At 31.2% G+C, this 22785-nt stretch carries 25 protein-coding genes; 14 read left to right on the top strand and 11 right to left on the bottom strand.

The genetic code is table 11. The features are described from left to right. Positions 1-191 precede the first annotated feature (191 nt). Positions 192-815, bottom strand: a complete 624-nt coding sequence (locus KAR67_RS05210; protein ID WP_002778783.1) for a Crp/Fnr family transcriptional regulator — start codon at positions 813-815, stop codon at positions 192-194. Between the two features lie 130 nt (positions 816-945). Between KAR67_RS05210 and KAR67_RS05205 the strand changes: the two genes are divergently transcribed. Continuing rightward, on the top strand, positions 946-1146 hold the full coding sequence (locus KAR67_RS05205) for a DUF2892 domain-containing protein (RefSeq protein WP_002778784.1): 201 nt from the start codon (positions 946-948) through the stop codon (positions 1144-1146). Here KAR67_RS05205 and KAR67_RS05200 read toward each other — a convergent pair. Further along, entirely contained in the window at positions 1143-1835 is a 693-nt protein-coding gene (locus KAR67_RS05200) for an aspartate/glutamate racemase family protein (RefSeq protein WP_002781345.1), read from the bottom strand. The genes KAR67_RS05205 and KAR67_RS05200 overlap by 4 nt on opposite strands. A 134-nt stretch (positions 1836-1969) precedes the next feature. After that, positions 1970-2665, bottom strand: a complete 696-nt coding sequence (ung, locus tag KAR67_RS05195; protein ID WP_002778786.1) for a uracil-DNA glycosylase — start codon at positions 2663-2665, stop codon at positions 1970-1972. 263 nt (positions 2666-2928) lie between these two features. Between ung and aspA the strand changes: the two genes are divergently transcribed. The 8 genes from aspA (at position 2929) to obgE (ending at position 10643) form a co-directional block, all read left to right on the top strand. Further along, entirely contained in the window at positions 2929-4335 is a 1407-nt protein-coding gene (aspA, locus tag KAR67_RS05190; protein WP_002778788.1) for an aspartate ammonia-lyase, read from the top strand. 15 nt (positions 4336-4350) lie between these two features. Beyond that, positions 4351-5691 carry an anaerobic C4-dicarboxylate transporter gene (locus KAR67_RS05185; protein WP_002843412.1) on the top strand — a complete coding sequence of 447 codons (1341 nt, stop codon included), beginning with the start codon at positions 4351-4353 and terminating at the stop codon, positions 5689-5691. 69 nt (positions 5692-5760) lie between these two features. Continuing rightward, positions 5761-7113, top strand: coding sequence for a hypothetical protein (locus KAR67_RS05180; RefSeq protein ID WP_002792566.1), 1353 nt, complete (start codon positions 5761-5763; stop codon positions 7111-7113). Between the two features lie 30 nt (positions 7114-7143). Beyond that, positions 7144-7767 (top strand): penicillin-binding protein activator LpoB, encoded by a 624-nt coding sequence (lpoB, locus tag KAR67_RS05175; RefSeq protein WP_002778802.1) that lies wholly within the window; start codon positions 7144-7146, stop codon positions 7765-7767. Then, complete coding sequence (locus KAR67_RS05170) at positions 7767-8753, top strand: CsgG/HfaB family protein (RefSeq protein WP_002778804.1); 987 nt, start codon at positions 7767-7769, stop codon at positions 8751-8753. The genes lpoB and KAR67_RS05170 overlap by 1 nt, the downstream gene beginning before the upstream one ends. A 156-nt stretch (positions 8754-8909) precedes the next feature. Then, the gene (gene rplU, locus KAR67_RS05165; RefSeq protein WP_002778820.1) at positions 8910-9218 is read left to right on the top strand and encodes a 50S ribosomal protein L21; all 309 of its coding nucleotides are present in this window, start codon (positions 8910-8912) and stop codon (positions 9216-9218) included. A 10-nt stretch (positions 9219-9228) separates the two neighbouring features. Next, positions 9229-9483, top strand: coding sequence for a 50S ribosomal protein L27 (rpmA, locus tag KAR67_RS05160; RefSeq protein ID WP_002778821.1), 255 nt, complete (start codon positions 9229-9231; stop codon positions 9481-9483). Positions 9484-9587: 104 nt separating this feature from the next. After that, complete coding sequence (gene obgE / locus KAR67_RS05155; RefSeq protein ID WP_162284587.1) at positions 9588-10643, top strand: GTPase ObgE; 1056 nt, start codon at positions 9588-9590, stop codon at positions 10641-10643. 43 nt (positions 10644-10686) lie between these two features. Here obgE and KAR67_RS05150 read toward each other — a convergent pair whose 3' ends face one another. The 8 genes from KAR67_RS05150 to KAR67_RS05115 form a co-directional block, all read right to left on the bottom strand. After that, complete coding sequence (locus tag KAR67_RS05150; RefSeq protein ID WP_002829429.1) at positions 10687-11190, bottom strand: thioredoxin domain-containing protein; 504 nt, start codon at positions 11188-11190, stop codon at positions 10687-10689. Next, on the bottom strand, positions 11151-11639 hold the full coding sequence (locus KAR67_RS05145; RefSeq protein WP_002778824.1) for a TlpA disulfide reductase family protein: 489 nt from the start codon (positions 11637-11639) through the stop codon (positions 11151-11153). Before KAR67_RS05145 ends, KAR67_RS05150 begins: the two co-directional genes overlap by 40 nt. Further along, the gene (locus KAR67_RS05140) at positions 11636-12283 is read right to left on the bottom strand and encodes an ABC transporter ATP-binding protein (RefSeq protein ID WP_002781337.1); all 648 of its coding nucleotides are present in this window, start codon (positions 12281-12283) and stop codon (positions 11636-11638) included. The genes KAR67_RS05145 and KAR67_RS05140 overlap by 4 nt, the downstream gene beginning before the upstream one ends. Then, on the bottom strand, positions 12283-13401 hold the full coding sequence (locus KAR67_RS05135) for an FtsX-like permease family protein (RefSeq protein ID WP_002781335.1): 1119 nt from the start codon (positions 13399-13401) through the stop codon (positions 12283-12285). The genes KAR67_RS05140 and KAR67_RS05135 overlap by 1 nt, the downstream gene beginning before the upstream one ends. Beyond that, complete coding sequence (locus KAR67_RS05130; RefSeq protein ID WP_072212046.1) at positions 13391-14689, bottom strand: ABC transporter permease; 1299 nt, start codon at positions 14687-14689, stop codon at positions 13391-13393. Before KAR67_RS05130 ends, KAR67_RS05135 begins: the two co-directional genes overlap by 11 nt. Then, the gene (locus KAR67_RS05125; protein WP_002781331.1) at positions 14676-16079 is read right to left on the bottom strand and encodes a Fe-S-containing protein; all 1404 of its coding nucleotides are present in this window, start codon (positions 16077-16079) and stop codon (positions 14676-14678) included. Before KAR67_RS05125 ends, KAR67_RS05130 begins: the two co-directional genes overlap by 14 nt. A gap of 81 nt (positions 16080-16160) precedes the next feature. After that, on the bottom strand, positions 16161-16700 hold the full coding sequence (locus KAR67_RS05120; RefSeq protein ID WP_002778842.1) for an iron transporter: 540 nt from the start codon (positions 16698-16700) through the stop codon (positions 16161-16163). After that, positions 16697-18766: an FTR1 family protein gene (locus tag KAR67_RS05115; protein ID WP_162284586.1), complete on the bottom strand. Its 2070-nt coding sequence runs from the start codon at positions 18764-18766 to the stop codon at positions 16697-16699. Before KAR67_RS05115 ends, KAR67_RS05120 begins: the two co-directional genes overlap by 4 nt. 177 nt (positions 18767-18943) lie before the next feature. Here KAR67_RS05115 and KAR67_RS05110 point away from each other — a divergent pair, with 177 nt between their 5' ends. From KAR67_RS05110 to murI, 5 genes are all read left to right on the top strand, one after another. Then, positions 18944-19126 carry a putative motility protein gene (locus tag KAR67_RS05110; protein WP_002778846.1) on the top strand — a complete coding sequence of 61 codons (183 nt, stop codon included), beginning with the start codon at positions 18944-18946 and terminating at the stop codon, positions 19124-19126. Between the two features lie 125 nt (positions 19127-19251). Further along, positions 19252-20400 carry a Na+/H+ antiporter NhaA gene (gene nhaA / locus KAR67_RS05105; RefSeq protein WP_162284585.1) on the top strand — a complete coding sequence of 383 codons (1149 nt, stop codon included), beginning with the start codon at positions 19252-19254 and terminating at the stop codon, positions 20398-20400. Beyond that, positions 20397-21566, top strand: coding sequence for a Na+/H+ antiporter NhaA (nhaA, locus tag KAR67_RS05100; protein ID WP_002783063.1), 1170 nt, complete (start codon positions 20397-20399; stop codon positions 21564-21566). Before nhaA (KAR67_RS05105) ends, nhaA (KAR67_RS05100) begins: the two co-directional genes overlap by 4 nt. Positions 21567-21574: 8 nt before the next feature. Beyond that, positions 21575-22039 carry an NlpC/P60 family protein gene (locus KAR67_RS05095; RefSeq protein WP_002778850.1) on the top strand — a complete coding sequence of 155 codons (465 nt, stop codon included), beginning with the start codon at positions 21575-21577 and terminating at the stop codon, positions 22037-22039. 1 nt (position 22040) lies between these two features. Continuing rightward, on the top strand, positions 22041-22784 hold the full coding sequence (gene murI / locus KAR67_RS05090) for a glutamate racemase (protein ID WP_002778852.1): 744 nt from the start codon (positions 22041-22043) through the stop codon (positions 22782-22784). Position 22785 lies beyond the last annotated feature (1 nt).

Below are 22785 nucleotides of genomic sequence, written 5' to 3'. Positions count from 1 at the left end.
AAAAAATGCTACACGCTTTGTTTTTATTGGTTTGGCCTTTGGTGATTTATGTAAGCTATAAATTTATCATGCTTAATATCAATCAATTAGAAAAAGACAATAAGCTATAAAGTTCTTAAAGATTTAACCGATTTAGGATTAAATCTTTTCAAAATATTGCAATTTTGCCCATATTTATATGGGCATTTTTATCATAAATCTTTCAAAAGTGTAATCTCTTTACGATTTTGCTGAATAAAACCTTCCTTTTGCATTGTTTTTAAAATTCGTGAAATAACTTCTCTAGTACTGCCTAAATGTAAGGCTATTTCTTCATGTGTAAAAGTGATTTTTCCTTCTTTTGCGTTTTCTTTAAGAAACATTTTAACCCTATGATGAAGAGGGGTGAAAAGAGCTTGCTCTAAAATATTAATCAAAGAATTAAAGCGTTTGGCAATAAGATTAAGAGTATAGTTTGCTATTAAAGGATATTTATCTTTTAGTTGAGAATATATTTTTACAGGAACAATTAAAATTTGAGTATCTTCAAAGCTTTCTAGGGTGAGATTGTAAGATATAGTTTCAAAAATACAATGAGAACAAATGACACATTCTTCATTTTGTTTCAGTTTAAAAACGGTGATTTCTTTGGCGTTTTGACCTAAAATAAATGCACGAAATCCTCCTTTTAAAACTATCACAAATCCTAAACAATCATCTAAAATTGTATTTTTGTCAAATTCTTTAAAGTATGATTTTTCCACCATAGCTTCAAAGTCTTTGTTTTCAAGATTATAGTTTTTAAAATATTCTTTTAAAATTTTTTCCTTATCCAAGATAGACTACCTTTGTGAATTTAATTTTTATTGTATCTTTTTTAGATTAATTATTTTTTAGTGACTTTTATCACTGACAAGAAAATTTTTTTTGTTTATACTTTGATTAAATTATACAAAAGGAGAAGAAATGGGTAAACTAGAAAGAATAATAAGAATAATCCTAGCATTGGTTATCTTTAGTGTAGGGGTTTATTATGCGTCTTGGTGGGCTTTGATAGGATTTATTCCTTTGCTTACAGGTATTTTTGGTGTGTGCCCTATAAGGGTTTGGACAGGAAAGCAAGCTTGTCCTTTGGGAGTTTGTCCTATCTCTAAAAAGAAAGATTAATCTTTTAAAGCTAAATTTACAGCATCAAGGGCGTGAATTAAGGCTGTATCGAAAATTGGGATATTTGTATCTTCTTGGGAAATCAACAATCCAATTTCTGTGCAGCCTAAAACTATACCTTGAGCACCTTCGTCCTTTAGTTTTTGGATGATTTTTAAGTATTTTTCTTTAGAATTTTCTTTCATTTGTCCTTTGCAAAGTTCATTAAAGATGATGTCGCTTAGTTCTTGCATATCGCTTTGATTTGGGGTGATTGTATTTATATTTTCTTTTTTTAATGCATTTTTATAAAAATCTTCCATCATAGTATATTGGGTGCCTAGTAAGCCTATGGTGTGTATGTTTTGTTGCTTTAGAATTTTGGCTGTGCTTTGAGCAATATGAATGAGAGGAATTTTTATATTTTTTTGAATTTGATCAAAAATTTTATGCATGGTGTTGGTGGCAATAAGTATAAAATCAGCTCCACCAAGTTCTAATTTTTTAGCACATTCTCCTAAAATTTGCGCAGCTTTTTCCCACTCGCCATTTTTTTGCAAATTTGCTATTTCTTCAAAATTGACACTATAGAGTAAAATTTTTGCAGAATTTAAATTGCCTAGTTGATTATTAATGGTTTCGTTTATAGTTTTATAGTAGGTTATGGTACTTTCAAAACTCATTCCACCTATAATGCCTATCGTTTTCACTTCTATCTCCTTAAAATTTTTATATATTTTAACGATAAATTATAAAAATCTATATTAATTATTTTATTTTTGAATAAAATATGAAATTGGGCTTAGTATTTTTAAATTATTAAAAAAACATTTATATAATTTTTCTAAGTCAATTGCCAATTTATAGGTTTTTTTCCTAAATTTTTTAAAATTTCATTAGCTTTTGAAAAATGTTTACAACCTAAAAAGCCTGTTCTAGCTAGTGGACTAGGATGTGCTGCTTCTAAAATAAAATGTTTTTTTGTATCGATTAAAGCTTTTTTGGATTTTGCATAATTTCCCCAAAGTATAAAAATAAGTCCTGATTTTTCAAGACTTAACTTTGAAATCACTGCATCACTAAATTCTTGCCAACCCCACGAGCTATGACTTGCAGGCTTTCCCGCTTCAACGCTAAGAATGGAATTTAAAAGTAAAACTCCTTGTTTTGCCCAAGAACTTAAATCCCCGCTTTTAGAAGGTTCTATATTAAGATCTGCTTTTAATTCTTTATAAATATTTAAAAGACTAGGAGGAATTTTAACCCCACAAGGCACAGAAAAACTAAGCCCCATAGCTTGATTGGGTTGATGGTAAGGATCTTGTCCTAAAAGTACAATTTTAAGCTCGCTCAAAGGAGTAAGATTAAAAGCATTAAAGGTTAAATTTGAAGGGGGATAGATAATGGCTTTATTGTTTAAAGCTTGTATATAGCGTTTTTTGATTTCTAAAAAATAGCTTTTGCTAAATTCTTCTTTTAAAAACTCTTTCCAATCATTATTTATTTTGATATCTTCAATGTTTATAGTAATTTCTTTCATAAAAACTTCCAAAAATAAATTAAAGGTATATTTTATCAAACAAGCCAAGAAAAATATATTAATTTTTACTGAAATAAATAAAATTAATTAATAAATAAAAATTAAATATAAAAAGAGTTAAATTATCCTAAAAATCTATTTTATAGTATTTCTAAAGAATAAATATTGTTAACCAATTATTAACTAAAATTACAATATGATTATACTGATATGAGTACAAGTAATAAAGCTTGTATGAAAAATTAAATTAAGAAAGGTTTCAAATGGGAACAAGAAAAGAGCACGATTTTATCGGGGAATTAGAAATTTCTGATGAGGTTTATTATGGAGTGCAAACCTTTAGAGCGGTGGAAAATTTCAATATTTCACACGAGAGGCTAAAGGATTTCCCACGCTTTGTAAGAGCTTTAGCAAGGGTTAAAAAAGCAGCTGCTATGGCAAATTATGAATTAGGTCTTTTAGATAAAGATATCCAAGATGCTATTATTAAAGCTTGCGATAAAATTTTAGAGGGCGGATATTACGATCAATTTGTAGTTGATATGATACAAGGTGGAGCTGGAACAAGTACAAATATGAATGCCAATGAAGTGATAGCCAATATAGCACTTGAGCTTATGGGTCATAAAAAAGGTGAATACCAATATCTTCATCCAAATGATCATGTGAATTTAAGTCAAAGTACAAATGATGCTTATCCTACTGCTTTGCATCTTGCTTTGCATGATTATCTAAGTGATTTAGCAAAAGCTATGGAACATCTTAAAAAAGCTTATGAGAGAAAAGCAGAAGAATTTAAAGATGTATTAAAAATGGGTAGAACCCAACTTCAAGATGCAGTACCTATGACTTTGGGTCGTGAGTTTAAAACTTTTGCAGTAATGATGGGTGAAGATATACAAAGAGTTTTAGAAGCTAGAAAACTGATTTTAGAAATCAATTTAGGCGGAACAGCTATAGGAACAGGTATTAATTCTCATCCTAATTATCCAAAAGTAGTAGAAAGAAAAATAAGAGAAGTAACCGGCTTTGAATACACTGTGGCAGAAGATCTTATCGAAGCAACTCAAGATACAGGAGCTTATGTCCAAATTTCAGGTGTTTTAAAACGCGTTGCAACAAAACTTTCTAAAGTATGTAATGACTTAAGACTTCTAAGCAGTGGTCCAAAATGCGGTCTTAATGAAATCAATTTGCCAAAAATGCAACCAGGTAGTTCTATCATGCCAGGTAAAGTAAATCCTGTTATCCCTGAAGTGGTAAATCAAGTTTGTTACGCTGTAATTGGAGCGGATGTAACCGTTACTTTTGCAAGCGAGGGCGGACAATTGCAGCTTAATGTTTTTGAACCTGTAATTGCTTATAGTTTATTTAATTCTATTGTTATGCTTGAAAAAGCAATGCATACTTTAGCAGATAAATGTATAGATGGTATTAGTGCTAATGAAAAAATTTGTTCTGATTTTGTTTATAACTCAGTAGGGATCGTAACTGCTTTAAATCCTTATATAGGTTATGAAAATTCAGCCAGTATTGCTAAAGAGGCTATGAGTACAGGTAAGAGAGTAGCTGATATCGCACTTGAAAGAGGACTTTTAAGCAAGGAGCAAATTGATGAAATTTTAACTCCTGCAAATATGTTAAATCCACATATGGAAGCTAAAAAATAATATAAAGGCTTAACCATGGATACAATAATGATAATTTTGCAAGTAATCGTCCTTCTTGGGGCGATTTTTATCGGTATTCGCCTAGGCGGCATTGCTATAGGCTATGCAGGAGGACTTGGTGTTGTTGTTTTAGGACTTGTTTTGGGAATGAAACCAGGAAATATTCCTTGGGATGTAATTTTAATCATAGCTGCAGCTATTGCAGCTATTTCTGCGATGCAACAAGCTGGTGGGCTTGATTATATGGTTAGGGTTACAGAAAAAATTTTAAGATCCAAGCCTAAATTTATTAATTATCTTGCTCCAGCTTGCGGATGGTTGCTTACTATCTTAGCAGGAACAGGAAATGCAGTATTTTCTTTAATGCCTGTTGTAGTTGATGTTGCAAAATCTCAAAATATAAAACCTAGTGTTCCACTTTCATTAATGGTTGTTTCTTCGCAAATTGGAATCACTGCTTCTCCTGTGAGTGCAGCTGTGGTTTATATGAGCGGGGTTTTAGAACCACTAGGATGGAATTATCCAACTTTAATTGGAATTTGGATCAGTACAACTTTTATAGCTTGTATGCTTACAGCTTTTATAGTGAGTTTAATCACTCCTATGGATTTAAGCAAAGATAGCGTTTATCAAGAACGCTTAAAAGCAGGACTTGTTAAAGATGCAGGAGCTATTTTACATGGTGAAGATAAACCGGGTGCTAAACTTTCAGTAGGAATTTTTTTGATCACTGTTTTGGCAGTTGTACTTTATGCAACCGCAATTTCAAGCAATATTAAATGGATTGATCCTGTTGTGGTTCCAAGAGATGCAGCTATTATGAGCTTTTTACTTACTGCAGCAACTTTGATCACTTGGCTTTGTAAAGTTGAACCAGGTAAAATTCTTGATACCAGTGTATTTAAAAGTGGTATGACTGCTTGTGTTTGCGTTTTTGGTGTAGCATGGCTTGGAAATACTTTTGTTGCAGGACACGAAGCTTCTATTAAAGAAGTAGCAGGCGACTGGGTTAAACAAACCCCTGCTATGTTAGCAGTTGCATTTTTCTTTGCAAGCATGCTTTTATATTCTCAAGCAGCAACTGCAAAGGCTATTGTGCCTGTAATCGTTACTGCTTTAGGAATTAGCGCAACAAATCCACAGGATTCTTATATGCTTGTAGCTTGTTTTGCAGCAGTTTCGGCACTTTTTGTGCTTCCAACTTATCCAACCTTACTTGGTGCTGTGCAAATGGATGATACAGGTACTACTAGAATCGGAAAATTTATCTTCAATCACTCTTTCTTTATACCAGGAGTTTTAGCTATCGCAATCGCTGTAGCTTTAGGCTTTGTAATCGCTCCTATGTTAATGTAATAGCCCTTTTTTGGGCTATTATCAATTTTATGATATATTAAAATTATAATTTTTATTTTTGGAATTATAATGAAATATAAAACAATTGTTTTTTCTATTTTAGCGATAATTTTTTCAGCATGCTCTACTCACCAAGAACAAAATGTATTCTATCAACAAAATTTATTCTCTCAAACTTGCAATAAGCAATTTTTTCAAGAGCAACAAGAAAAGATCAGTCAAAATAAAGATGTGATTTTTACAGGTTTAAATACAGGTTATATCGCAAGAGATTGTAAGGATTTTAACTTAAGTAATTCTATTTTTGATAAGGTTGAAGATTCTTATAAATACGATGTGGATTTGCAAAGTTTATCCAAGAAAAGCACAAGAGCACTTGCATCTACTTTGATAAATGAGGGTGTAAATGATTATCAAGGTGCTTGGTATGAAAGAACCATGCTTAATGTTTATAAGGGTTTAAATTTTATGAGTTTGGGAGATTTTGTTAATGCTAGGGTGGAATTTAACCGCGCATTGATGAGACAAGAAAAGGCAAAAGAGTATTTTGCTTCCGAAATTAAAAAAGCATATCAAGAGGCTAGCAAGGAAGAAAAATTAAGGCAAAATATCGATAATAATATAAAAATTGTTTCAAAACAATATGAAAATCTTTTTAAAGACTTTAATGCACAAAAAGATTATACCAATCCTTATGTAACTTATATTTCATCTATATTTTTCTTTATGGATTATGATTATAAAAAAGCAGCGGATTTACTTAAAGAAGTTTATGTGCTGAATTTAAATAAAGAAATAGAAAAAGAATTTAAGATTTTTGATCAATATTCAAGCAGTTTAAATCCAAAAAAATTAAAAAAATATATTTTTATAATATATGAAAATGGATTAAGTCCTGCTTTGGATGAATTTAATCTAACCTTGCCATTTATCTTTGATGATTATATTACGACTGCTAGTGTTGCTTTACCTATTTTAAAAAAGCGTAATGCTTCTTATGAAAATTTAAATATTGCAAACAATCATCAGAAATTTACAACTTCTAATGCTTTTGATTTTGATCAAATTGTTGCGAGTGAATTTAAAGCCAATTTGACTTCAATCATCATCAAATCTTTAATCTCAAGCACTTTAAAAACAAGTTTAAATATGGCTGTGGCTAAAAATGATGAGAGTGGAATTTTAAGTCTTGCTACAAATATTTTTAGCATTGCAACCACAAGAAGTGATTTAAGATTTTGGAATTTTTTACCTAAAAATATACAAATTATGATGATTGAAAATGATGGATCGGTACAAATTTATGATGATAAAAATCAAAAAATTTATTCTAGTGAAGTGGATATTGATAAAAATGTATTGATTGTAGTGCGTTCTTTTGCTTCTCAATTTCCCGCTAGGGTTTACAAAATTGAAAACTAAAAGAGTATAATTACAAAAAAAGGAGAAATAATGAAAAAAAATATTTTTATAATCTTTAGCGCATTTTTCGCAGTATTTTTTGCAGCTTGTGGAGCGCCTGTTTATACTGATGGTTATGCAAGTCAAAAAAAACAAGGTGATGCTTTAACCTTAGGACTTGATAGGGAAGATTTTGAAAAAACTGCTCAAATTATGATAGATAGTATGTTAAGCGATCCTGCTTTTGCCAATATTCAACCAGGTCAAAGAAAGGTTATTGCTATAGGTAAAATTATCAATGATACTCCCCAACGCATTGATACAGATAAGCTCATTAGTAAGATCACTATAGCGCTTAGAAAATCAGGTAAATTTGTCCTAACAACAGCTGTTGCAGCGGGTGGAGCTAGGGATGAAATGAGTGAAGCAGTAAGAGAATTAAGAGATAATGATGAATTTAATCAAAACACCATTTCTAGCAAAGGAACTTTGGTTGCACCTGATTTTTCAATCAGCGGAAAGATCCGCCAAGACAATGTCAAGCTTAAGAATGGCGATATACAAGCAGAGTATTTCTTTTATCTAAGCGTTACGGATTTAAATTCAGGACTTGCTTATTGGGAAGATGAAAGAACGATTGATAAAACAGGCTCAAGTAAATCGGTAACTTGGTAATGAAAAAAATCTTTTTATTTTTAACCATCTTGAGTTTTATGTGGGCGCAAGATGATGTTATTATTTATGATTATGTTCCGCTAGAGGATGTTAATTTAAGTTCTTTAGATCCTGTTCAGAGTCTTAAAACCTTGCCACACCAAAGAAATAAATTTCAAAAAGTGGTGCAAGGTAATGGAACAGGAGAAAGCAAGGAAGAAGCTTTAAATAATGCTTTAATAGACGCTTTATCACAATTTAAAGGAGTTTCTAATGTCAATTTAAGACAAGAGCTTCAAAGTATTGATTTAAGCTTCTCTCATTTAGGACAAATTTCACAAAAATCTAAAAGTGTCCTTCAAAATGTAAGTAAGGGTTATATCGATACTTATAAAGTAGATAAAATTGATCAAAACGGAACGCTTTGGCAAGTTGAAATTTCAGCTTTTAAATCTTTGTATCAAAACGATAATAAACCTAAATTAGTAATTTTAAACGATAAAAACAAAGAAGAATCATATTTAAAAAGAGCTTTGTATGATGCTTTTTCACAGGATGAGAATTTTACTCTTTTGGAAAGAGAGCATGATTTTAAAGATGAAAATAAAATTATAAAAAGCGAAGATGGTTCTAGCGAAGAAAGCTATAAATTAGGCAATGTTTTGGGTGCTGATTATATTTTAGAATTTGAGATTTTAGATATTACTCAAGTAAAACAAAGTAAGATAAGCTATCAAAATAATACAAAAGCAAGTATAAATATAGCCTATAAGCTTATATTTTATCCTACAAGAGAGCTTGTTTTTTCTAAAACCTTCAATACAACTTTTACTTTATCTGGCGACAGCAAAAAAGAGCAAAAAAATTGGGAAAACATTGCGTTATTTATGCAAAGAGAAATGGAAAAATCATTATTTTTTGATACTTTAGAAGAAGATAACAAACAAGAAGGGAAAGAAAATACTTATAAACTTCATGAAAATGGCGGGGTCAATCTTGGCTTTTAAATTGCTTTAGGGTTTATTTTAAACTCTAAAGTCTTTCTTAAATTCATCAAATATTAAAGAAAATTTTTGTAAAATTAAAACTTTTCTAGCCATTAAAGCTTTTAAATCCGAATTTCGGTGCTTTGTGGTACTTACCAAATTATTAAGGAAAAAGCAATGTATGCTATTATTAAACACAGCGGAAAGCAGTATAAAGTTAGCGTTGGCGATGAGTTAAAGCTAGATCACTTTGAAGCTGAAAGCAAAGCAAGTATTGAAGTAAGTGAAGTTCTTGCTATCAATGATAAAGAATTAAAGGTAGGTGCGCCTTTCGTAGCAGGTGCAAAAGTTGTTTTGGAAGTGATTAATCACGGAAAAGATAAAAAAGTTGTGATTTATAAAAAAAGACGCAGAAAAGATTCTAAACTTAAACGCGGTTTTAGAAGACAATTCACTCGCGTTGTAGTAAAAGATATTAAAGCTTAAGGAGTAAAGAATGGCACACAAGAAAGGTCAGGGTTCAACTCAAAATAACCGCGATTCTATAGGTCGTCGCTTAGGTGTTAAAAAATTTGGTGGTGAATTTGTTAGAGCAGGAAATATCATTATTCGCCAAAGAGGAACTGCAACTCATGCAGGAAATAATGTAGGCATAGGAAAAGATCACACTATCTTTGCTTTAATTGATGGTTTTGTGAAATTTGAAAGAAAAGACAAAGACAGAAAAAAAGTTTCTGTATATCCTGCATAAGTTTTTAGGGCGTTTTTACGCCTTAGAAACTTTAAATTTATAAATTTAACTTCTATAATTTATTCTAATTTAGCTTTATAAATTTAAAATCAAAGGCAATTATAATGTTTATTGATAGTGTTAAGATTACTTTAGCTTCGGGCGATGGTGGCAAAGGCGCGGTGAGTTTTCGTCGTGAAAAGCATGTTCCTCTTGGCGGGCCTGATGGTGGCGATGGAGGAAATGGCGGGGATATCATCTTCGTTTGCGATAATAATACACATACACTTGTAAATTTTAAAGGTAAAAGAGAGCTTTGCGCGCAAAATGGCGCAGGTGGAATGGGACGCAACAAAAATGGAAAAAAGGGTGAAAATTTAGAACTTATTGTCCCTGAGGGAACGCAAGTTATTGATGCGCAGACTAATGAAGTTTTATTAGATCTTACAAAAGAGGGGCAAAGAGAACTTTTTCTAAAAGGTGGCAAAGGAGGGCTTGGAAATACGCATTTTAAACATGCAACCAATCAGCGCCCTGATTATGCACAGCCAGGCATTAAAGGCGAAAGTCGTTTAGTAAGACTTGAGCTTAAGCTTATCGCCGATGTAGGACTTGTAGGCTTTCCAAATGTGGGAAAATCCACCCTTATAAGTGTAGTTTCAAATGCAAAGCCTGAAATCGCAAATTATGAATTTACCACGCTCACACCAAAACTAGGGCTTGTAGATGTGGATGAGTATAATTCTTTTGTGATGGCTGATATTCCAGGGATTATCGAAGGTGCAAGTGGGGGCAAAGGCTTAGGGCTTGCATTTTTAAAACATATAGAAAGGACTAGCTTTTTACTTTTTGTACTAGATCCTATGAGAGAAATGCCTTTAAAAGAGCAATTTATAGTGTTAAGAAAAGAGCTTGAGAAATTTTCAAATGAGCTTTTTGGACGTGAGTTTGGCATAATGATTTCAAAAAGTGATAGTGTGAATTTGGGTGAAGATTTTGCCGAGCAGATCGCCCAAAATATAGCGAATTTAGAAGAATATTTAAAAAGTATTGATAATCCACAAAGCTTTTTAATCAAAGTATCAAGCCTTGAAAAAACTGGACTTAAAGAGCTTAAATTTATGCTTTTAGAAGAGATTAAAAAATTAAGAGAAAAGCGTGAAAAAAAGGTGATAAAATAATCACCTCGAGATATTTTAATTATAATCTTGATTTATAGCAAAATTAAATTTTTAACTTTTTAATCTCATTTTCAAGCACACCATAAGGCGTTAAGCCTATGAATTTTTCATCTATCTTGCCTTCTTTAAAAAAGCTAAGTACAGGTACTCCGTATATTTCTCCAACTGCACCTGAGAGATATTTGGCTGCTTTTTTTTCATAAAATAAAGCCAGATGCGACAAACCCTTTTCATTTGCCCAAGCTTTAGCATCCTTTGCATCTTTAGCATCGCCTAGTACTATAAAAATATTAAAATCATAATTTTTAGCTAAATCTTGCAAAATAGGAATTTGCTCTTTACAAACCCCACAATCTTTAGTAAAAAATACTAATGCAAAATTTTGTGTTTGATCGTCTAATTTTAAACTTTTTTCAAAACCATTATAAGAGAAATTATAAATTTTATTGCTATTTAAAGCTTTAAAATTTTCTCCACTATCGCAAGCTATAAAAAATAAAGCTACAATTAAAGCAAAGAGATAAGTTTGGATTCGAAAGTTTGCCATGGTTTTTCTCCTAAAATTCTTTCTTTTATAATCCCATCTTTAAGTATGATGGTGGTTGGAGTTGCAAATACAGCGTAGCGATCATTGGTGATTTTAAGATCATCGGTTAAAACTTTGATATTTTTAAAATTTAATTGTTCGGCCAAAACCTGAACGACTTCAACTTTATCTACCGAATTTATAGCATAAACGCTGATTTTATTTGGGTGTTCTTGCATAAATTTATCCAAAGAAGGCAGCTCTTGCAAACAAGAAGGACATCCATTTTGAAAGAAAACTAAGACTTTTATATTGCTTTTATCATCAGCTAATTTAACAGCCTTTCCCAAAGTATCTTTGGCTGAAATTTCAGCTCCTATTTGGCCAATTTTACCTTGGTCTTGATTTGTGTCAAAAGAGCAGGCATTGAGCAAAAAAAGACTTATGAAAAATAAAAATACTTTTTTCATTTTAAAATTCCATGTTGCAAGATAAGGGTGCGATCTGCAAATTTTGCTAATTCGGGATTGTGTGTGATCAAGACTATGGTTTTACCCTCATTTTTTAATTTTTGCAAGGTTTCAAGAACGATTTTTTCATTGGCTTCATCCAAATTCCCTGTAGGCTCGTCAGCAAGTAAAATTTCAGGATTGTTAATCAATGCTCTTGCTATACAAACTCTTTGTTGCTCTCCACCGCTTAGTTGGCTTGGTAAATGGCTAAGGCGATGTGAAAGCCCTACTTTTTCAAGTACAGCTTTTGCATCCTCTTCATCTACGCTAGAATGATAGTATTGCGAAAGCATAACATTTTCTAAGGCACTAAGATAAGGAATGAGATGAAATTGCTGAAAAATAAGCCCAATTTTTTCTCGGCGCAAAGTGATTTTTTGCTCTTCATTTATTTGTTCTAAATCTTCATTATCTAAAATGTATTTACCACTGCTTGGATCATCCATAAGAGATAATATATTTAAAAGCGTTGATTTTCCACTTCCAGAAGGACCCATGATGGCAAGCCATTCTCCTTTGTAAATATTTAAATTTATATTATCCAGTGCTTTTACTTTACCAAATTTTTTGCTTAAATTTTTAATTTGTATAAGTTCTTTCATTATTCACCTTTCAAATTTTCACAGACATTGATTTTTAATGCTTTTTTTATAGGAAAAAAGGCAGCTAAAAAAGCAAAAAACAAAGAAACAATTAAAGCCATAAATATAGCCTTAAATCTAAAATCTATACTTGCATTAAAAATCAAATATCCAAATATATTTGCTAAAAATATCCCACAAAAAGCTCCTATAATGCTAGCAAAAAGACTAATGATAAAATATTCACAAGCAAAAAGCTTGAAAATTTCACTTTTTTTAGCACCCAAGGCTAAACGCAAGGCAATTTCTTTTTTACGCGAAAATATAATCGAGCTTAGAGTGGTGTTTACACTTGTTGTGACTATGATTAAGACAACAAGTATGATTAAAAACATTAAAGCTTTTATTTTGTCTAAAACTAGGCCTTCGCTTAAAGATACTGATGAAATAGGTTTTGCATTAATGCTTTCATTGCTAATATTTTTTGTTTTTGTATTTATCTCATCAAAATTCCCATAAACAACCGCATTAGCATACTGAATTCCAAAGGTATCGCTTAAATTTTGTACTACGCTTAAAGGCGCTAAAACTATGCTGTCTAATTCATCATTACTTAAGAGTATGCCTTTTATCGTAAGCTTAGTAGTTTTGCCATTTTCTGGGTTGTAAATTTGAAGTTCATTGCCTACTTTAAGTCCTAGTTGTTTGGATAAATTAATACCCAAAAAAGCTGAATTTTCATCAAAATCACTTAGAGAAAAGCTCCCTTCTTTAACTTCTATAAAAGGCTTAGTTATCTTTAAGGCTCTAAAATCTGTACCCAAAACTACTCCACTAGTGCTACCCAAATTTAAAAATGTATACAAAAAAGGAGTTAAGGCTCTAGCTTTTAAATTCTTTTTTGCTTCTTCATAGTCTTGATTTAAGATAAGTTCTTTATCATTTTTAGGCTCGATGATAACATTTGCTCCATAAGCTTTTAATTCTTTAGAAAGCTTTGTATCAATATCAAAATAAATATTTAAAAAAGCCGAGCAAGTTAGTGCTCCTATAAAAACACTTAAGACAATAATAAAAAGTCTTTGATAAGAAAAAGCAATGCTTTTAAAAAGCTCATTTAAAAAAAACTTATCTACCATAAAGAACTCCTGCGGGAGAAAGATTTGCAATATTTTTTATAGGAAGCAAGCATCCAAGTATAGCTATCAAACCTGCAAATACAAGACTTAAAGGCAAGGCTATAAAAGCAATGTTTATAAAATATCCAAAAATTCCAAGGCTGATAAGCTCTGAAAGTCCTATGCCAAAAATAAATCCAAATACAGCAGAAACTAAAGCTATGATCAAATTTTCACCTGCAAAAAGTAAGTAAATTTGAAATGTATTTGCCCCCAGTACTTTTAAAAGCCCTATTTCTTTTTTTCTGCGGTGAATTTCAGAACTCATTAAACTTGATATAGCAATACTTGCAACAATAAGACAAATAATACAAGTAATAGCCATCAAAGACTGAATTTTTTTAACAACCAAACTTTGTGCATCGCTTATGGCATTGAGTGCTTTTGCATCCGCTCCTGGCAAGCCATCGCTAATTTGACTAGCAATTGATCCTACATAAGCTGAGCAATACCATTTATCGTATTCTATTTGATCGAGTTTTTCCTCGCCCATTCGGCGTACCTTTTCAGAAAGGGCTGATTCAGGTATGGTAAAAGCTCTTACTTCAGCACTTGCATATAAGCCTTTTTTTTCTAATAATTCTTGAGCTAAATTTAAAGGAGTGATGATTTTGTTCGACATTTTAGGATTGGCGTGGAGTAAAATTCCTACAATTTTTACTTCTTTTGAAATTTTATTCTCTCCTATGAGTTGTATCGTGTCATTGATTTTAAGATCGTTATTTTTAGCAAAATCTTCGCCTAGCATGATTTCATTGCTGTCATCTTTAGCCCATTTGCCTTGCACTTTCAAATAAGGATAAAGACTTTTAATACCTGTGATAAAATCATCATCATCTTTTATTTCAATCGCTTTTTGAAAATAAGTACCATAAAGGAGTATTTTTTTTGAGGAATTATTGCTTTTTATTTCTATCTTTCCTTCTAAAAAAGGAGCAAAGGCTGTGATATTGTTTCGCCAATAAATATCTTTTAGCATATATAAATTTTTTTCTTCTAAATAGTTTTTATTTTTTAAAGGTTCGTAAAGCTCATTGCCTATTTCTATGCTAAGGCTTGAGCCTTTAGGCAAAACCAGTATATTAGATCCATAACTTTTAAGTTGCTTAGTTACTTCATCGCCTATACTTAGAGTGATATTTAACATTGTACATAGCAAAAGCGTAGCCAAAAAACAAGTAAGAAAAGCTAGAAATTTTTGAATTTTATTTCTAAAGATAGAATGAGTTATCATTTTAACTAGCATTATTTCTCCTTTGGATTAAAAATAAAGCTTCTGTATCTTCTACATATTTCATAGGATCTTTCTTAAATTCCTCATAGTTTTTTTCATTTGAAAAATAATAAGTTATACCTTTATAGCTGTAAGAAAAAGGTGCTTGAGTGTTAATGATCTTATCTTTTGAAACAGGATCTTGCACTTGTATATCTTTAATTTGACTAAAATAATTAGATCCTGCTACAACATCTTTAACATCTATGGTGATTTTTTCACCATCATAATCGTATTTTAATGGGATAGGATTGCAACCCCCTGTTTTTCCTACACTCGGTAGAAAAATTCGCACATTGCACGAAATGCAAATTAATTCCCCTTCTTTTTTAATATAACCCATATCCCCACAAATAGCACAAGCATCAAAAACAGCCACAGGAGAATCCCTATCTTCTCTTTTATTGATGAGGAAAAACCTTATCACTTTGCCTTGCTCGCTTATATAAGCAAAACGATGAAGTTTGTTATCTCTTAAAAGCGCTACATCAAAGATAAATTTGCCATTTTTATCAGGTAAAAGTTCTGTAGGCTCGTCTATGCTTAAGGGTTTAGAACTTACCATAAAAAAGTATAAGATGATACAAAAACTCAAAATACAAGAGATAAAAACACTAGAAAAATAGCGATTTATGAGAGTATTTTTTGCTTCATTTTTGCGGTAAACAATATCTAAAATTTGCTTTTTTACAATATTTTTTTTGCGAATTTGCAAACTTAAAAATGCTAAAAAAATGATGAAAAATAAATAAACATAAATTCCAAAAACACCAAAATAATTACTTTTTCCAACAAAACTTACTAAAAAAGTATGAGTTTCTATGAAAGAATTTCGCATCAGTGTAAGCAATATATTTGCTAAAACCTTATCTCCTTCTATAAAAATAAGGATTAAAAAAAGTATAAAACTTGCTTTTTTGTTGATATTCTTTTGCCACTTTAAAAAGAAGAAAATTAAAATACAAATTAATAAAGCTAAAGCAATAAAACCTAAAGAAGAAATGGCTTCGCTATCGATTAAAACACCATTAAATATAGGAAAATCTTGAGTTAAATTATAATAATGCAAAGCTATGCAAAAACTCAAAATTCCTAGTAAAATAAAACTTAAAATTTCTATTTTTTGCCAAAAATAAAACACAAAACTCAAAAGCAAACAGGCTATAAAAATAAAATTGAAATTAAATATCAAATTCTCAGTTTTTAGAAATTGTGCTGCAATAAAAAAAGCAAAATATCCAAATAAAAAGCCTAAAAAAAGAGCTAAAAAGCTTTTAAAAATATATCTTTTATCGGGCGTAATAAAAGCCATTAAAATGCTTAAGGGCAAGATACTAGAAAGAAAATGCACAAAATATATACTCATAATTTACTCTTTAAACATTGTTATTTTAATTTTTCAATAAAAATAAAAATATTTAAACACTCGGAAAATCCGAGTGTAAAATCATTTTGGCGTGCCTGTGTATTTGAATTTATAATCTACTTTAAAAGGTTCAAACCACTTACCCACGCCTGTTTCTTCATCAACATGGCGTCCAAAACCTTGTTTTTCTGGATTTGAGATATAAAAAGTAAGTTCATAATTTCCTACGCCAAAGCCACCTTTTTTATCTTTTTCCATAGCAATATTTGCACCATAGTGAGGACCATCATCAGCCACCATAGGCATCAAAGTTCCGCGTTTAATCGCACCTGTGTCGGTATTTTTAAGTTCATAGGCTATGGTTAAATAAGGCATCCAAAAACCTTCTGGAAAACCATTTGGATTGTTTTTAAGTGCGTGAATATCAGCTTCTAGGTGAATATCAGCTAAAGACGCAGCTAAATCAATACCTCTTGGCTCCATTTCAATAGGTTGTAAATAAACAGCAGCTATTTCCATGCCATTAAGTTCTTTTGGATCGCCAATTGGCACTTCGCCTGCAAATAAATTTGTACTAATAACCGCAGCTGCAGCAACTACTGATAAAACTTTTTTTATCATGATTTTACTCCTTTTTTTGAAATTTGTTTTGTTATTAAAATGCCAATAATTAGCATAATTAAAACTATAAATTGAGGGATTAAAGTCTCATAGTAAGGATAAATTCCAAGCCATAAAATCGGTTCAAAATTCATAGGTATAAGACTAGGAATGATGACTTTTCCTTCTATGAGTTCGGCTATGCCTTTGCCTGTAAAAACAAAAACCATGTAAAAAATAATGTAAGAAGTGATATAGAAAAATTGTTTTACAGGTATGCGAATGGCTCCTGCTTTTAAAAGAAAATATAAAACAATAAGTATTAAAATTCCAAGTCCAAGTCCGCCAAAAACAGCACCAAAATCAGTGCTTGTTTTAGCATCAAAAAGCAAGGCTTGATAAAAAAGCACAGTTTCTGCACCTTCTCTATAAACAGCTAAAAATACGGTAATCCAAAGGGTTTTTGCACTATTGTTTGATATAGCATCTATAGCACCTTGTTTGATAAAGCTTGTCCATTTTTTATTTTGTGCGTTTGAAAGTAGCCAAAAGCCCACATAAAAGAGTAGTAATACGGCTATAAGCATGGTAATACCCTCTATAAGCTCTCTACTTTGTCCTGCATTTTCTTTAAATAGCCAAGAAACTCCAAAAGCGGTAACAAAACTTAAAATTACTCCTGTAAAAAGAGCACTATAGGCGATATTTAAACGATTTTTGTTGCCACTTTGCACAAGATAAGAAACAATGGCTACAACGATAATCAAAGCTTCCAAGCCTTCACGCAAAATAATACCTAAAGCCCATATAAACAGCGAATAAGGAGTAGAATCTTGAATTTTATCCACACTGCTGGCTATGAGTTGTTCTAAGTCATTAAAAGTAGCTTCAAGCTCTTTTTTATCTGCACTTGCTTTAATCAGTGCCACGCCTTTGGAAAATAAACTTTCTATTTTAAGTTTTAAGCCGCTATCTACAGCACCGATTTTATTTTCCATACCGCTTGCTTCAAAAATATCTAGATAAATTCCTTGTAAATCATCTACTATAGAAGCACTAAAGCCATCATAATTTTTTAAAATTCCATCTAAAGCAAGTTTGATATCATTAGAAACTTTGGCATAATCTTTGCCTTTTGTTTCATCATTAAAGCCTGAAATTTGCAAACTTGAAAGTTCTGAATTTGGAATTTGTAAGAAAACATCAAAAATTTGTTCTTCTATGTTATCTAAGCCATCTCTTAAGCCTTTTTCATCTATTTTTGCATCGTTGATTTGGCGTATAAGGGTGCGTATGGCTTGTTGAATTTTTTGATCATTACCTGCTTTGGTGAATTTGTTGATCAAAACTTCAACTTTGGTATTGCGATAATCATTAAATAAAGCATCATTTAAAAAATCTTTACTTGTTTGATAATCTTTATTTTTAAAAGCATTGGCTGCTTGAGAGAATTTAGTAGATATATTATCTAATACAAATTGCAATCTTGCATCCATAGCCGCAGCCGCTTGTAAATCATTATTTATACTATCATTTATAGTTTCGTTTTGGGTACTAGAAGAAGAATTAGTTTTTGCTAAATCATTTTTATCAATACCCATCATTTGGGCAATCAAAGCTTCTGCTTCTGCTTCACGCTTGGCATTGGCTTGTATGCTTGATTTTTCAGCTGCTGCTTTATCGTAATTTGTATCACTTGCTTCTGCTTGTAAGCGATAACCATTTTGCAAAATCGGTGCAACTTCATCTAAATCATAATAAAGACTTTCAATTAAAGCATCAATTTGCTCTATGGGCGCTTTATCTTTATACAAGCGACGCAAATTTGTAAATTTTCTTTCCATGGTGATGGCTTTTTTGCCTATATTTCTTCCAATGGAACCTTCCATATTTTCAAAGTGTTGAAAATAAGCATCTTCGCTAAGTTTTTTAGCCTTTAAATTATCGCCCTTTTCATAGCTTTTTATACTCTCTTCTAATATATTTTTAATAGTATTAGCTTCTGCTACATAATCATCAACTCTAGCAAAAACAGAATTTGCTAGAAAGAGCATAGAGAAAAAAAACAAAATTTTAAAAAATTTCATACATTTCCTTAAAAAATATAAAAAATAATATTTATTATCAATATTGATAGAAGTATAATACAAACCATATTAAACAAAAATAAAAATTATTTTTATCGAATTTAAAGGGTTAAGTGTTTAAAATTTTTTCCGATACTACTTAAGTCTTCATACATAAATTATACTTAGGAGGGTGTTATGATTTCAGACGCAACTATGAGTAATGCTAATTTATTAACAGCGGTAAATACTTCAGTTTTGAAAAAATCAATGGATACAAATGAAGTGTTGATGAATGAGCTTATCAAAGGTATGGAGAGTGCATCGGGGGCTTCTGCTTTGCAAACTTCTAGCTCTAGCGGTTTAGATATTTACGCTTAAGTATCTTTAAATTTAGGGTGTGCTTTACACCCTAAATAAGGATATATCTTGTTAAAATAATCATTTCTTTAATATTTTTTGGTTATAATAATTAACATATTGAATTTTATAATCAAGGGGCGTAAATGCAAGCTGTAAAGAAAATAATTTTAAGTGAAACTTTTCCAGGCATTTTGCTCATATTTTTTACTCTCTTGGCTTTACTTTTTAAAAATTCTTCCTTAAGCGTTATTTATACAGATTTTTTTCATGCTAATTTTACTATAGGATTTGATCATTTTCAGATTGCTAAATCTTTGGATTTATGGATAAATGATGGTTTGATTGCTATTTTTTTCCTTTGTATAGGACTTGAATTAAAATATGAAATTTTACGCGGACAACTTAAAAATATAAGATCGGTTTCTTTACCTATATTTGGAGCTTTGGGAGGTATGATTGTCCCTGCTTTGATTTTTTCTGCTATTAATTATTCTCATGAATTTGCTATGAAAGGATGGGCTATCCCAACAGCTACAGATATAGCATTTGCAGTAGGTATTTTAATGCTTTTAGGAAATAGAATTCCTTCTAGTCTTAAGCTGTTTTTACTTTCTTTAGCTATTTTTGATGATTTGGGTGCTATTGTTATCATTGCTTTATTTTATACAGATCAGCTTTCAGCTTTAGCAATTATTATTTGTTTGTTTTGTATATTTGCTCTGCTTTTGTTAAATTATTATCACATCGCCCATCTTTCTTTGTACGTGTTGGTAGGTGTTGTGTTGTGGATAGCTATGCTTAAAAGTGGAGTGCATGCAACTTTAGCGGGTGTAATCATAGCTTTATTTATCCCTCTTGATACTAAAAATAAAAAACCCTATCTTCATGAAGTGCATAAGGATTTAAACCCTTGGGTGGTTTATTTTATTTTGCCTTTATTTGCTTTTGCAAATGCGGGTATTGATTTAAGAGATATGCATCTTGGTTCAGTATTTTCTCCTGTAAGTCTTGGGATTATTTTAGGACTATTTTTAGGAAAACAACTAGGGGTTTTTGGATTTTGTTATTTGGCTATAAAATTAAAGCTTGCAAAATTACCTGAAAATATTAAATATGGAAAATTTTATGGTATATGTATTTTAACAGGCATCGGTTTTACGATGAGCTTGTTTATTGATGGTTTGGCTTATAAAAATAGTGATATTTTTGAATATGCGGATAAACTTGCTATTTTAGTAGCTAGTTTTTTAAGTGCCATTGTTGGTTTTATTTATCTTAAGATTATTAAATGAATAATATAGTACATAAATTAAGAACTTTAGTTTTAAATGAGGCTTTTGGCGGCGTTTTACTTATAGTTTGCACTTTGCTTGCTTTGCTTGTGCAAAACGGGTCTTTTAGCGAACATTATCGAGAATTTCTAAATTTAAAAGTCGGATTTAGTGTAGGTGAATTTGAGCTCAACAAGCCTTTTTTACTTTGGATAAATGATGGGCTTATATCTATATTTTTCTTTGCTATAGGGCTTGAGCTTAAGAAGGAATTTTTGCACGGAGATTTTAAAAATCCTAAAAATATTGTTTTGCCTTTTATGGGGGCATTGGGTGGTATACTTATACCTGCTTTAATATTTGCTATAGTCAATATAGGCGATGCTTACACTTTAAAAGGATGGGCTATTCCAACGGCTACAGATACTGCATTTGCTTTAGCTATTTTGATGATGTGTGGCAAACATATTCCATCAAGTTTAAAAATTTTCTTACTTTCTTTAGCTATTTTTGATGATGTGGGTGCTATTTTAATTATTGCGATTTTTTATACAACCAAGCTTTCTGTGGCTGCTTTCGTAGTTGTGGGTATTGCTATTTTTATGATGTTGATTTTAAATATTTTAGGAATAACAAGAAAGTCTTTTTATTTTATTTGCTCAGTTATTCTTTGGATTAGTGTTTTAAAAAGTGGTGTGCATGCAACTTTAGCTGGAATTATTACAGCATTTTTTATACCGATGCAAACTAAAAATGGAGAAGCATTTTTAGAAGAAATCTATGAAAGTCTAAAATTTTGGCTCGCTTTTGTTATCTTGCCTTTATTTGCTTTTGCTAACGCTGGAGTAAATTTATCCAATATCGATATAGGAGCAATTTTTTCAGGTGTAAGTATAGGTATTTTCTTGGGGCTTTTTGTGGGTAAACAAGTGGGTGTATTTTTGTTTTCTTATTTGGCAATCCGCTTTAAATTTGCAGCCTTGCCCCAAGGTTCAAATTTGAAACAACTTTATGGGGTTTGTATACTTACAGGAATTGGTTTTACAATGAGTTTGTTTATCGATGGCTTGGCGTATGAAGTTAGCGATATTTTTAATTATGCAGATAATCTTGCTATTTTGATTGCTTCATTTTGTTCTGGGATTTGGGGTTTTATTTATCTTAAATTTTTTACCACGCGTCCTTAAGGAAATTTATGAGATTTGTTATTTTCTTTCTTGTTGTGATTGCTTTTTATATAGGTGGATGCAGTTTAGCTCAAAATGCAAGTCATACCCCAACAAATTATAATGTTGATAAAGAAACAAGATTAAGAATGATTGCTAATGAATGGAAAAAAACTCCTTATGTTTTAGGCGGAACAACAAAAAAAGGAGCCGATTGTTCGGGTTTTGCTCAAAGCACCCTAGCTCAGTTTAATACACGCATACCACGCACTACAACAAAGCAACTACGCTCGGGTATAAAAGTTTCTAAATCAAAACTAAAAACAGGAGATCTTGTTTTTTTTAAAACAGGTAGAGGACCAAATGGTATGCATGTGGGAATTTATATGAGTAAGGGTAAATTTATCCATCTTTCTACAAAGGGTGGAGTAAGAGAAGTGGATTTAAATAGTTCTTATTGGAAAAATCGATATATAGGTGCTAGAAGATATTAAGATGAAAATAGGCGTTTTTGATAGTGGTGTAGGTGGACTTAGTGTTTTAAAATCACTTTATGAGGCAAGACTTTTTGACGAAATTATTTATTATGGAGATACTGCCCGCGTTCCTTATGGGGTTAAAGATAAAGATACTATAGTCAAATTTTGTCTTGAGGCTTTGGATTTTTTTTCAAAATTTAATATCGATATGCTTATTATTGCGTGCAATACTGCTAGTGCTTATGCTTTAGATGCCTTAAGATTAAAAGCTGATTTTCCTATTTATGGGGTTATTGATGCGGGTGTTGAGGCTACTAAAAAAGCCTTGTTAGATAAAAATAAAAAAATTTTAGTTATTGCCACAAAGGCAACAATTCAGTCAAAAGAATATCAAAATCGTTTGCAAAAACAAGGTTTTAATAATGTAGACGCTTTAGCTACGGGTCTTTTTGTGCCTATGGTTGAAGAGGGTATTTTTGAAGGAGAGTTGTTGCAAAGTGCTATGCGGTATTATTTTAAAGGGATTGAAACTCCTGATGCTTTGATACTTGCTTGTACTCATTTTCCTTTGCTAGCAAATTCCTTGAGTGTTTATTTTGGTTCAAAGACAAAGCTTATTCATTCAGGAGATGCTATAGTAGAGTTTTTAAAACAAAGGCAAAAACTTTTGTTAAAAGAAGAGAAAGCAAAATTACATTTTTATGCTTCAAGTGATGTCAAGTCTTTAGAAAATACTGCTAAAATTTGGCTAAATTTATAAG

It is taken from the genome of Campylobacter sp. JH32 (genome assembly GCF_017846535.1).
Lineage (GTDB): Bacteria > Campylobacterota > Campylobacteria > Campylobacterales > Campylobacteraceae > Campylobacter_D > Campylobacter_D coli.
This window is presented reverse-complemented; position numbering and strand designations above follow the sequence as displayed.

Bases quoted from the DNA above. Each gene is read 5' to 3' on its own strand.
- KAR67_RS05205 (WP_002778784.1), top strand. From the start codon at position 946: ATGGGTAAACTAGAAAGAATAATAAGAATAATCCTAGCATTGGTTATC.
- ung (WP_002778786.1), bottom strand. From the start codon at position 2,665: ATGAAAGAAATTACTATAAACATTGAAGATATCAAAATAAATAATGAT.
- aspA (WP_002778788.1), top strand. From the start codon at position 2,929: ATGGGAACAAGAAAAGAGCACGATTTTATCGGGGAATTAGAAATTTCT.
- KAR67_RS05185 (WP_002843412.1), top strand. From the start codon at position 4,351: ATGGATACAATAATGATAATTTTGCAAGTAATCGTCCTTCTTGGGGCG.
- KAR67_RS05180 (WP_002792566.1), top strand. From the start codon at position 5,761: ATGAAATATAAAACAATTGTTTTTTCTATTTTAGCGATAATTTTTTCA.
- lpoB (WP_002778802.1), top strand. From the start codon at position 7,144: ATGAAAAAAAATATTTTTATAATCTTTAGCGCATTTTTCGCAGTATTT.
- KAR67_RS05170 (WP_002778804.1), top strand. From the start codon at position 7,767: ATGAAAAAAATCTTTTTATTTTTAACCATCTTGAGTTTTATGTGGGCG.
- rplU (WP_002778820.1), top strand. From the start codon at position 8,910: ATGTATGCTATTATTAAACACAGCGGAAAGCAGTATAAAGTTAGCGTT.
- rpmA (WP_002778821.1), top strand. From the start codon at position 9,229: ATGGCACACAAGAAAGGTCAGGGTTCAACTCAAAATAACCGCGATTCT.
- obgE (WP_162284587.1), top strand. From the start codon at position 9,588: ATGTTTATTGATAGTGTTAAGATTACTTTAGCTTCGGGCGATGGTGGC.
- KAR67_RS05150 (WP_002829429.1), bottom strand. From the start codon at position 11,190: ATGGCAAACTTTCGAATCCAAACTTATCTCTTTGCTTTAATTGTAGCT.
- KAR67_RS05145 (WP_002778824.1), bottom strand. From the start codon at position 11,639: ATGAAAAAAGTATTTTTATTTTTCATAAGTCTTTTTTTGCTCAATGCC.
- KAR67_RS05140 (WP_002781337.1), bottom strand. From the start codon at position 12,283: ATGAAAGAACTTATACAAATTAAAAATTTAAGCAAAAAATTTGGTAAA.
- KAR67_RS05135 (WP_002781335.1), bottom strand. From the start codon at position 13,401: ATGGTAGATAAGTTTTTTTTAAATGAGCTTTTTAAAAGCATTGCTTTT.
- KAR67_RS05125 (WP_002781331.1), bottom strand. From the start codon at position 16,079: ATGAGTATATATTTTGTGCATTTTCTTTCTAGTATCTTGCCCTTAAGC.
- KAR67_RS05120 (WP_002778842.1), bottom strand. From the start codon at position 16,700: ATGATAAAAAAAGTTTTATCAGTAGTTGCTGCAGCTGCGGTTATTAGT.
- KAR67_RS05115 (WP_162284586.1), bottom strand. From the start codon at position 18,766: ATGAAATTTTTTAAAATTTTGTTTTTTTTCTCTATGCTCTTTCTAGCA.
- KAR67_RS05110 (WP_002778846.1), top strand. From the start codon at position 18,944: ATGATTTCAGACGCAACTATGAGTAATGCTAATTTATTAACAGCGGTA.
- nhaA (WP_162284585.1), top strand. From the start codon at position 19,252: ATGCAAGCTGTAAAGAAAATAATTTTAAGTGAAACTTTTCCAGGCATT.
- nhaA (WP_002783063.1), top strand. From the start codon at position 20,397: ATGAATAATATAGTACATAAATTAAGAACTTTAGTTTTAAATGAGGCT.
- KAR67_RS05095 (WP_002778850.1), top strand. From the start codon at position 21,575: ATGAGATTTGTTATTTTCTTTCTTGTTGTGATTGCTTTTTATATAGGT.
- murI (WP_002778852.1), top strand. From the start codon at position 22,041: ATGAAAATAGGCGTTTTTGATAGTGGTGTAGGTGGACTTAGTGTTTTA.